The organism is Streptomyces sp. SID5910, assembly GCF_009862125.1.
Taxonomy (GTDB): domain Bacteria; phylum Actinomycetota; class Actinomycetes; order Streptomycetales; family Streptomycetaceae; genus Streptomyces.
Map to the genome: position 1 here is coordinate 1 of NZ_WWHX01000150.1, position 10,027 is coordinate 10,027.

9 protein-coding genes and 1 pseudogene are annotated in these 10,027 nt (G+C 72.1%); all 10 read right to left on the reverse strand.

All coding sequences use genetic code 11. The features are described from left to right. Positions 1-1,013, reverse strand: a 1,013-nt coding sequence (gene ispG / locus GTW67_RS05590) for a flavodoxin-dependent (E)-4-hydroxy-3-methylbut-2-enyl-diphosphate synthase (protein ID WP_161163681.1), incomplete at its 3' end; no start/stop codon positions are given. A gap of 4 nt (positions 1,014-1,017) precedes the next feature. Next, positions 1,018-2,040: an adenosyl-hopene transferase HpnH gene (gene hpnH, locus GTW67_RS05595; RefSeq protein WP_161163682.1), complete on the reverse strand. Its 1,023-nt coding sequence runs from the start codon at positions 2,038-2,040 to the stop codon at positions 1,018-1,020. 6 nt (positions 2,041-2,046) lie between these two features. Then, positions 2,047-2,688 carry a phosphorylase family protein gene (locus GTW67_RS05600; RefSeq protein ID WP_161163683.1) on the reverse strand — a complete coding sequence of 214 codons (642 nt, stop codon included), beginning with the start codon at positions 2,686-2,688 and terminating at the stop codon, positions 2,047-2,049. Next, positions 2,688-4,727: a squalene--hopene cyclase gene (shc, locus tag GTW67_RS05605; protein WP_161163684.1), complete on the reverse strand. Its 2,040-nt coding sequence runs from the start codon at positions 4,725-4,727 to the stop codon at positions 2,688-2,690. Before shc ends, GTW67_RS05600 begins: the two co-directional genes overlap by 1 nt. Positions 4,728-4,845: 118 nt before the next feature. Continuing rightward, entirely contained in the window at positions 4,846-5,910 is a 1,065-nt protein-coding gene (locus GTW67_RS05610) for a polyprenyl synthetase family protein (RefSeq protein ID WP_161163688.1), read from the reverse strand. A gap of 68 nt (positions 5,911-5,978) precedes the next feature. Beyond that, on the reverse strand, positions 5,979-7,412 hold the full coding sequence (gene hpnE / locus GTW67_RS05615; RefSeq protein WP_161163685.1) for a hydroxysqualene dehydroxylase HpnE: 1,434 nt from the start codon (positions 7,410-7,412) through the stop codon (positions 5,979-5,981). After that, entirely contained in the window at positions 7,409-7,552 is a 144-nt protein-coding gene (locus tag GTW67_RS37480; protein WP_346010567.1) for a DUF6380 family protein, read from the reverse strand. Before GTW67_RS37480 ends, hpnE begins: the two co-directional genes overlap by 4 nt. Next, positions 7,549-8,499, reverse strand: a complete 951-nt coding sequence (gene hpnD, locus GTW67_RS05620; protein ID WP_161163686.1) for a presqualene diphosphate synthase HpnD — start codon at positions 8,497-8,499, stop codon at positions 7,549-7,551. The genes GTW67_RS37480 and hpnD overlap by 4 nt, the downstream gene beginning before the upstream one ends. Next, on the reverse strand, positions 8,496-9,398 hold the full coding sequence (gene hpnC, locus GTW67_RS05625; RefSeq protein WP_161163687.1) for a squalene synthase HpnC: 903 nt from the start codon (positions 9,396-9,398) through the stop codon (positions 8,496-8,498). The genes hpnD and hpnC overlap by 4 nt, the downstream gene beginning before the upstream one ends. 359 nt (positions 9,399-9,757) lie before the next feature. Further along, positions 9,758-10,027 (reverse strand): annotated as a pseudogene (locus GTW67_RS05630) (ABC transporter ATP-binding protein); the annotation flags it as partial.

Genomic DNA, 10,027 nt, shown 5'->3' on the forward strand with positions numbered 1-10,027 from the left:
CCCTTGCCGTTGCCGGAGGCGACGCCGAGGTCGGCCTCGCGGGCCTCGCCGGGGCCGTTGACGACGCAGCCCATGACGGCGACGCGCAGCGGCACCTCCATGCCCTCCAGGCCGGCCGTGACCTCGTCGGCGAGCTTGTAGACGTCGACCTGCGCGCGGCCGCAGGAGGGGCAGGAGACGATCTCCAGCCGGCGCTCCTTCAGCCCCAGCGACTGGAGGATCTGGATGCCGACCTTGACCTCCTCGGCCGGCGGGGCGCTCAGCGACACCCGGATGGTGTCGCCGATGCCCTGGGAGAGCAGCGCGCCGAAGGCGACGGCCGACTTGACGGTGCCCTGGAAGGCGGGGCCGGCCTCCGTCACGCCGAGGTGCAGCGGGTAGTCGCACTGCGCGGCGAGCTGGCGGTAGGCCTCGACCATGACGACCGGGTCGTTGTGCTTCACCGAGATCTTGATGTCCCGGAAGCCGTGCTCCTCGAAGAGCGAGGCCTCCCACAGCGCGCTCTCGACCAGGGCCTCCGGGGTGGCCCTGCCGTACTTCTGGAGCAGGCGCTTGTCGAGCGAGCCCGCGTTCACGCCGATGCGGATCGGCGTGCCGTGCTCCTTCGCCGCCCGGGCGATCTCGCGCACCTGGTCGTCGAACTGCTTGATGTTGCCCGGGTTGACCCGGACCGCGGCGCAGCCCGCCTCGATGGCGGCGAAGACGTACTTCGGCTGGAAGTGGATGTCCGCGATCACCGGGATCTGCGACTTCCTCGCGATCTCGGCGAGCGCGTCGGCGTCGTCCTGCGTGGGGCAGGCCACCCGCACGATCTGGCAGCCGGACGCGGTGAGTTCGGCGATCTGCTGGAGCGTCGCGCCGACGTCCGAGGTGCGGGTCGTCGTCATGGACTGCACCGACACCGGGGCCCCGCCCCCGACGGGCACCGGCCCGACCTCGATACGCCGCGACATGCGCCGCTCGGCGATCGGCCGGACCGGTACCTCGGGGACGCCCAGGGAGATGGCGGTCACGACGTCAGTCCCGGTTCCCGGAGACCGTCTCCCGCATGGCCCGCAGCGACTCCTTCAGGGAGCCCATGGTGGCCAGGACGGCGGTGGGCTCGTAGCCGCAGTGCGCCATGCAGTTGGCGCAGCGCGGGTCCTTGCCGCGGCCGTACTTGTCCCAGTCGGTGTCCTCGATCAGCTCCCGGTACGTCGGCACGTACCCGTCGCTCATCAGGTAGCAGGGGCGCTGCCAGCCGAAGAGGGAGTAGTTCGGGATCGCCCACGCGGTGCAGGGGAAATCGACCTTGCCCTCGAGGAAGTCGAGGAACAGCGGGGAGTGGTTGAGCCGCCAGCGGGCCCTGTTGCCGCCCGAGAACGCCTTCTTGAACAGCTCGCGGGTCTGCTCGACGCCCAGGAAGTGCTCTTGGTCGGGCGCCTTCTCGTAGGCGTAGGCGGGCGAGATCATCATCTCGTCGACCTGGAGGTCGTCGTTGAGGAAGTTGAGCACCTCGACGATGGTCTGTGGGGTGTCGGTGTTGAAGAAGGTCGAGTTGGTGGTCACCCGGAAGCCGCGCCGCTTGGCCTCCTTGATGGCCTCCACGGCCTCGTCGAACACGCCCTCCTTCGCCACGGACTCGTCGTGCCGCTCGCGCAGCCCGTCGATGTGCACCGCGAAGGCGAAGTACGGGGAGGGCGTGAACTTGTCCATCTTCTTGCGCATCAGCAGGGCGTTGGTGCACAGGAAGACATACTTCCGCTTGGCCACCAGCTGGCGCACGATCTCGTCGATCTGCGGGTGCATCAGCGGCTCGCCGCCGGCGATGGACACCATCGGCGCGCCCGATTCGAGCACCGCCCCGACGGCCTGGGCCACCGGCATGCGCTGCTTGAGCACTCCGGCCGGGTGCTGGATCTTGCCGCATCCCTCGCACTTCAGATTGCAGGCGAACAACGGCTCCAGCTCCACGATGAGCGGGAACTTGTCCCGCCTGCGGAGCTTCTGTTCGGCCAAGTATGTAGCGACCTTGATGGACTGGCGCAGCGGCATGGCCATCTGGGCTCACCTCCTGGGGAGCAGCAAAGAACGGTGCCATTCGAAAAATGCGGGAAGTACGGAACGAAGAACGCGGAAAGCCGATATTCCACCGCGCAGGGTGCCGATCCGTACGAGTTCGTGTTCGGGAGCGTCCACGACCACCCGGACGGCCGCAACGGGGCGCGTACCCGTGCGGACGGCGCTCAGGAGCGTGGCGGCGGACTCCATGTCGACGGCGATCGCGCCGGTCGCGAGCAGGTCGGCGCGTTCGGGGCCGCGGACGACGTGGTCCGAGCCGGTCAGCGGCCCGGTGTGGACGGTGCGTCCGGGGACGGCGCGCGTGAGTTCCTTGACGAGCCGGTCGGTGCCGGCGCACGCGACCGTGCCCCGCGGGTCCCGGGTCTCCTCGGCGACGACCAGGTCGCCGGGGTGCATGCCGGGGGCGAGGCCCGCGCAGAAGCCCGTGGCCAGCACGGCGGCGTCGCCGAGCGCCGGGCCGGCCAGGACCCGGGTGACGGAACGCTCGGCCGCCTTCGGTCCCATTCCGGTCCGCAGGACCGTGACCGGCCCGGCGGCCCCGCCGCGGTCACCGGCGCGCAGGGCGAGGTGCTCGATGCCGAGCGCGCAGGCGATCAGCAGCGGGGCCGGTCCGGGCTGTTCGCTCATCAGCTCCCCTTCGCCTCGGTCAGTGACTCGGCGAGCGCCTGGACCGTGCGGGGCGCCTTGGCGAAGGGTTCGCCATGGACGTACCGGCCGAGCGCGGTGAGCGGGAAGACCTGCCGGTAGAGGTGGTAGTTGATGGAGAAGTCCCAGGGGAAGCCGGTGCCGGTGAAGTACGGCTCGTCCCAGGAGCCGTCCTCCCGCTGGGTGGCGGCGAGCCATGCGACGCCGCGCTCGACGGCCTTGGACTCCCTCTCCCCCGCCGCCAGCAGGGCCATCAGCGCCCAGGCCGTCTGCGAGGCGGTCGAGGCGCCCTTGCCGCTCCACTCCTTGACGTGGCGGTAGGAGCGCAGGTCCTCGCCCCAGCCGCCGTCGTCGTTCTGGACGGACTCCAGCCAGCTCACCGCGCGGCGGATCGCCGGGTGCGAGGCGGGCAGGCCGGCGGCGGCCAGGGCGGGGACGACGGAGCCGGTGCCGTAGACATAGTTGACGCCCCAGCGGCCGAACCAGGAGCCGTCGGCCTCCTGTTCGGCGAGCAGCCACTGGATGCCGCGCCGGGTCCGCGGGTCGTGGGTGAGGCCCTCGACGGCGAGCATCTCCACGACGTGCGCGGTGACGTCCGCGGACGGCGGGTCGATCACCTCGCCGAAGTCGCAGAACGGCAGCCGGTTGGGAAACCGGCTGGTGTTGTCGACGTCGAAGGCGCCCCAGGCGCCGTTCTTCGACTGCATGCCGAGATTCCAGCGCACCCCGCGGCCGATGGCCTTCTCCACCCGCTCCGGGTCGTGGTGACTGACCCGGCGCAGGGCGAGGACGACCTCGGCGGTGTCGTCGATGTCGGGGTAGTTGTCGTTGTGGAACTCGAACGCCCAGCCGCCGGGCGGGAGTCCGGGCCGCTTCACCGACCAGTCCCCGGGGCGCACGATCTGCTCGCCGAGCATCCAGTCAGCGGCCTTCACCAGCTGCGGGTGGTCGGCGGGCACGCCGGCGTCGGCGAGCGCGATGGTGGCCAGGCAGGTGTCCCACACCGGGGACTGGCAGGCCTCGATCATGCGGGCGCCGTCCTCGCGCCACACGGCGAAGCGGTCCAGGGACTCCAGGCCGGCCCGCATGACGGGGTGTTCGAGGTCGTAGCCGAGGAGGTACAGGGCGATGACCGAGTACACGGCGGGGGGCTGGATGCCGCCCCAGCAGCCGTCGTTCTCCTGCCGTTCGACGATCCAGCGGGCGGCGGTGTTCATCGCCGCCCGGCGCAGCCGCTTCGGCGCCACCCTGCGGTAGGCGTGCAGCGCCTTGTCGATCCGCTGGAAGGCGCCGTCCCAGCTCGCCGCCGGTGCGAGCGGGCGGGGCGGGTTGGGGCGGGCCGGATCGGTGTGGAGTTCGTCGAGCGGGAACGGCGCCGGGCGCACCGGCCGCTTCGCCGAGACGACGGTCAGGGGCACGATGGTCTGCCGGGCCCAGCAGCCGAAGTCGTAGATGTTCAGCGGTACCCAGGTGGGGAACCAGATCAGCTCCGGCGGGAGTTCGGGCAGGTCCTCCCACTTCCACCAGCCGAACAGGGCCAGCCAGATGCGGGTGAAGACGCGGGCGGCGGCGATGCCTCCCTGGGTCCTGACCCATGCCGCGGCCTTCGCCATGTGCGGGGCGTCGGGTGCGTCGCCGGCCAGGCGGAGGGCGACGTAGGCCTCGATGGTGGCGGACAGTTCTCCGGGGCCGCCGTAGAAGGTGGCCCAGGTGCCGTCCTCGCGCTGCTCGCCGCGGATGAACAGGGCGGCCGCGCGGGTGGTCTCCTCGTCCTGGATGCCGAGGAACTGACGCAGGAGCAGGTCCTCGGCGTCCATCGTGACGTTGGTCTCGAGGTCGCCCTTCCACCAGCCTTCGGCGTCCTGCCGGGAGAGCAGGAAGTCGGTGGCGCGCCGAGTCGCGCGGGCGGCGGCTTCGTGTACCCCGGCCGCCGCGGGGCTCGTGATGTCGGCTGTTTCGCTGGCCGCGGCTGCGCGGGACGGGAGGGCCGCCCCGGTGCTTCCGTCGGTCGTCGCTGTCATGGCTTCCCCTTCGTGCAGTGTGCAGGTGGTGCTTCTGCTGTGGGTCCGCCGTCGGCCGGTGCTGTGCTTCCCGCGACACCGGCCGGCGACTACGCGAGGGCTATTCGACCGATAGTGATCATCTCTTTCGTACGACGACGAAGTCCGCGAGCGCCGTGAACCGGTCCCGCACCCGGTCGGGCATGTCGACGGTGTCGAGGGCTTCGATGGCGATGGTGTGCTGGCGGCGCGCCTCGTCGGCGGTCCACTCGCGCCCGCCCGCCTCCTCGATGAGGGCGGCACGGGCCGCGAACTCCTCCTCGGAGAAGTTCGCGAAGTCGCTGCTCTTGGCGTCGGCGGCGAGGATCTCGCCGAGCCGCTCGGAGGCGGGGCCGCCCGCGGCGAGGGCGGCCACGACCGGGAGGGACTTCTTGCGCTGGCGCAGGTCGCTCCAGGTCTGCTTGCCGGTGGCGTCCGGGTCGCCCCAGATGCCGAGGAGGTCGTCGACGGCCTGGAAGGCGAGGCCCAGGTGGTAGCCGTACGTCTCCAGCGTGTCGGCGGTGTGCTCGTCGGCACCGCCGAGGACCGCGCCGATCGAGCTGGCGCAGGCGAGCAGGGCGCCGGTCTTGTTGCCCTCCATCTCCAGGCACTCCTCGACGCTGACGCGGTCGCGGTGCTCGTAGGAGATGTCCTGGGCCTGACCGTCGATCAGGGAGCGGCTGGCCTTGGTGAGCCGGCGGGTGGCGCGGCCCGCGTCGACGGTGCCGAGCTCCAGCAGCACCTCGTTGGCCAGGGCGAACAGGGCGTCGCCGACCAGGATGGCCTGGGCGGGGCCGTGCACCTTCCAGACGGTGTCGCGGTGGCGGCGCTGTTCGTCGCCGTCCATCAGGTCGTCGTGCAGCAGGGAGAAGTTGTGCACCAGCTCCACGGCGACCGCGCCGGGCACGCCGGCCTCGGGCGCGGCGCCGGTGACCTCGGCGGAGAGCACCGCGAGCGCGGGGCGTACGGCCTTGCCGCCGTCGCCGTCCGCGGGGTTGCCCTGGGCGTCGATCCAGCCGAAGTGGTAGGCGGAGACGGTGTCCATGGGGGGCGCCAGGCGGTCGACGGCCGCTCGCAGGACCGGCGTGGCCAGCGTCCGGCCGCGCTCCAGCAGCGCGGCCACGTCCACCGTGGTCCGTCGATCGGCCTTCGGGGCCGGGGGCACAGTGGACACAGTCTCTCCTCCAGTTGCGGTACCGGGAGTGCGGGAGTCGGTCCCACGCGGATCGGTTCTCATGCCGCCTCCTCGAAATCGGGCAGGCGGTCGCGGGACCGGCCCAGGGCGGCGAGCGCGGCTCCCGCCGCCCCGACACCGCTGCGGACGGCACTCTCCATGGTCGCGGGCCACCCGGTGGCGGTCCACGCTCCGGCCAGGTACAGGCCGGGGGCCTTGGTGCGGGCGCCGGGCCTGAGCCGGCCGACACCGGGGGCGGGCGCGAAGGTCGCCGTGCGCTCCCTGGTCACGAAGAAGTCCTTCACCTCGGCGCCCCGGGTGCGCGGCAGCAGCCGCTCCAGCTCGGGCAGGTAGCGCTCGCGCAGCGTGGCCACGGGCGTGTCGATCTCGTCCTGCGCGGTCGACTGGGACAGCGCCAGGTACTGGCCGTCCTTCAGGCCGGAGGCCTCGGTGCGGTCGAACACCCACTGCACCGGGGTGCCGAGGGCCGTGAGGAAGGGCGTGGCGAGCACCTTCCGGTCGTAGAGCACATGGATGTTGAGGATCGGGGCGGTGTCGATCTCCAGCAGCCGCCCGGGGGCGTCGAGCGCTCCGGGGGGCAGGAGTTCGTGTGCCTCGCGCTGCGGTACGGCGAGGACGACGGCGTCCGCCGTCAGCGTCTCGCCGGGAACCTGAACGCTCCACTGTCCGTTCCCGTTCTTGAGGACGGAGGTGACGCGAGTACGGACCTCGGTGCGCACGCCCGCGGAGTCGAGCGCCTTGCGGGCCAGCCGGTCGTGCAGTTCGCCCAGCGGGACGCGGGCCCAGCCGATGTCGGCCGCGCCCGGGTCGGACAGCAGACCGGTCTTGAACACCATCGCGGCGAGCCCCAGGGAGGCGTCGCCCGCGGCCGCGTTGAGGGTGGCGACCCCGACGAGGTCCCACAGGGCCTCGACGGCACGCGCCGACTGACCGTGCGCGGTCAACCAGCTGCCGAAGTCCTGGTCGTCCAGCGCCGGGTCGGCGAGGTCGAGCCCCTTGAGCGCGAGCGCGGCACGCCCGACCCGGGCGCGCTCGGCGAGCGAGAGGTGCGGGTAGGCGGCGAGGCTGCGCCCCAGATGCAGGGGGACGGGCAGCGCGTCGCGCCGCAGCCGGCCGAGCCGTCGTCCCTCGGGTCTGGCCAGGTCGACGACGGGCACGTCGAGACGTTCCTGCACCGGGGCGAGGGCGGTGCCCTCGATGCGGTCGAGGAACCAGTGGTAGGCGGTGCAGCAGCGCAGGTAGACGTGCTGGCCGTTGTCGACGGTCAGCTCGCCGCGCCGGAAGGAGAAGGCGAGCCCGCCCAGGCGGGGCCGTCCCTCCAGCAGGGTGACGCGGACCCCGGCGTCGGCGAGGGCGAGCGCGGCGGTGACACCGGCGAGTCCGCCGCCGACCACGACGGCGTGTCTGCCGGACGGGACGGCGGAGACGTCCGTGAGCCGCCCGTCGTCACGCGTGCCGTTGCCGTGGGTCATCGTGCACCTTTCCCTGCCCGGTCGCCGTGGTGGGTGAACGCTGTACGACAGACCGTCTCAGTCAGGGACGCCGACCGCCACCGGAGGGTTGCCCGCCGCTCTTCGCCGGGAGCGGTGCCGTGGACCGGGGTGCCGCTCACGGGCGCCTCCTGACGGTCCGCCGGGCCACGTGCCGGGTGTCCAGTCCGGACAGGCCGCGCACGGCGACGTACGCCTTCTCGCGTCCGGGCAGCGAGACCCGGCCGCGCAGCACGGCCTCCGGGTCGCGTTCGATGCGGTCCAGGAGGCGGCGGTAGATGCCGGCCATGGCGGCGACGCAGGCGCCGCTGCGCCGGTCGAGCATGGGGAGCAGCCGGTAGCCCTCGGCGAACAGGGCGCGGGCCCGGCGCACCTCGAAGTGCACGAGGCCCGCGAAGTCGGACCCCTCCGGTGGCACCGGCCCGTCGAACCCGGCCGAGCAGCCGAACTTGGCGAGGTCGTCGGCGGGAAGGTAGGTGCGGCCGTCCTCGGCGTCCTCGCGGACGTCGCGGAGGATGTTGGTGAGCTGGAGCGCGAGTCCGAGCGTGTCGGCGTACTCCGGCGCGCGTTCGGCGCCGCGCGCCCCCGGTTCGGTGCCGAAGACGCCGAGCGAGAGGCGTCCGATGGCGCCGGCCACGCAGCGGCAGTAGACCTTCAGGTCGTCCCAGGTCTCGTAGGTCTCGCCCCGCAGGTCCATCTGGACGCCGTCGATCAGTTCGTCCAGTCCGCCCAGCGGGATCGGGAACGCCCGGGCGGCGTGGGAGAGGGCGACGGCCACGGGGTCGGTGTCGTCCTCGTCGACCGCGCCCTCGTGAACGCGGCCGAGCAGGGTGCGGGTCTCCTCCAGCCGGGCGACCTTGACGTCGGCGGCGAGAGGGCCGTCGCCGATGTCGTCGACGCGGCGCGAGAACGCGTAGAGCGCGGACATCGCCCGGCGCTTGGGCGTCGGCAGGAGCCGGATGCCGTAGGCGAAGTTCCGGGCCTGCTGTCCGGTGACGGTCTCGCAGTAGCTGTACGCGGCGAGTACCGGTGCGGACACGTGTGCTGACGACTCCACGGTCCGGATCACCCCTCTCCTCGCAGGGTCGCGCCCACCTCGCGCAGCAACCGGACCTTACCGGGCTTGGGCGGGCCGGGAAGTACGTCGTGCCCGGCGGCGGTGACCGCCCCGAGGGCCGCTCGCCCCCCGGCCACGAATCCCGCGAGCAGCAGCCTCAGCCTCCCGTGGACGCTACCCAACAGGGGGGAGCCCTCATTCAGCAGATCGCGGGCGCGTCCGGCCTCGAAGGCGATCAGGGCGCGCACGGAGGCGCCGGCGGTGGGTGCGGCGAGGTCCGTCTCCTGGACGTGGAAGCGCTTCATGTCCTCGGCGGGCAGGTAGATCCGGTCCCGGGTCAGGTCCTCGGCGACGTCCTGGAGGTGCTCGACGATCTGAAGGGCCGTGCAGATCCGGTCGGAGAGGCGGACCCGCTCGGGCGTCGCGGTGCCGGTGACGGCGAGGACGAGGCGGCCGACGGGGTTGGCGGACAGCTCGCAGTAGGCGAGGAGGTCGTCGTAGGTCTCGTAGCGGCCGACGAGCTGGTCCTGGCGGTTGGCGGCGATCAGGCCGAGGAAGGGCTCGGGGGTGAGGGCGCGGCGGCGCACGGTGGGCTGGAGGCGCCGCAGCAGGGGGTGGTGCGGGGTGCCGTCGAAGACCCGGCGCAGGTCGGCCTCGAAGGCGTCCAGCATCAGCAGCCGGTCGCCGGCGCTGTCGTCGGGGACGCCGAGGAGGCGGGCGTCGGCGCCGCCGGGGGCGAGGTCGCCGTCGCCGATGTCGTCGACCAGGCGGGCGAAACCGTAGACGGCCATCAGGTCGGTGCGCCAGTCGCGGGGCAGGAAGAAGGGGGCCACGGGGAAGTTCTCACTCGCGGCCTTGTCGAGCGTGGCGCGCTCCGGGTCGACGGCGTGCGCCGTGTCGGTCACCGTCATCGCGGGCTGCCCGGGACGGGGACGGCGCACGCTTCGCGGAGCAGGGGAGTTTCCGTAGCCATTGCCGTCACATCTCCCGTTCTACACTGCCGACCCAATACACACTATTTCGGACACGCCGCCCGGCCGCCCGCGCGGCAGGCCCGTGCGAGGGTGACGGGCATTATCGCCCCATGTGCCGCGTTTCAGGACCGGTACAGCTTACGTTGTACAACTCACCGAGTTCCGCCGGGGTGCTCCGCGCACCACCCCAACACACCGGCGGGCTTCAAGATTCCTCATCCGGCCAGGAGTTGACGTTTCCTTTGCAGACGCGGGGCCCCGCCGGAACAGTTCCGGCGGGGCCCCGGCGTGTCGGGCTACTTGCCCGTGAACTTCTCGTACTCCCTGAGCACCTCGTCGGTCGGCCCGTCCATGCGCAGTTCGCCGCGCTCCAGCCACAGGACGCGGTTGCAGGTGTCGCGGATGGACTTGTTGTTGTGGCTGACCAGGAAGACCGTGCCGGCCTCCTTCTTCAGCTCCCGGATGCGTTCCTCGGAGCGCGTCTGGAACTTGCGGTCGCCGGTGGCCAGCGCCTCGTCGATCATGAGGACGTCGTGGTCCTTGGCGGCGGCGATGGAGAAGCGCAG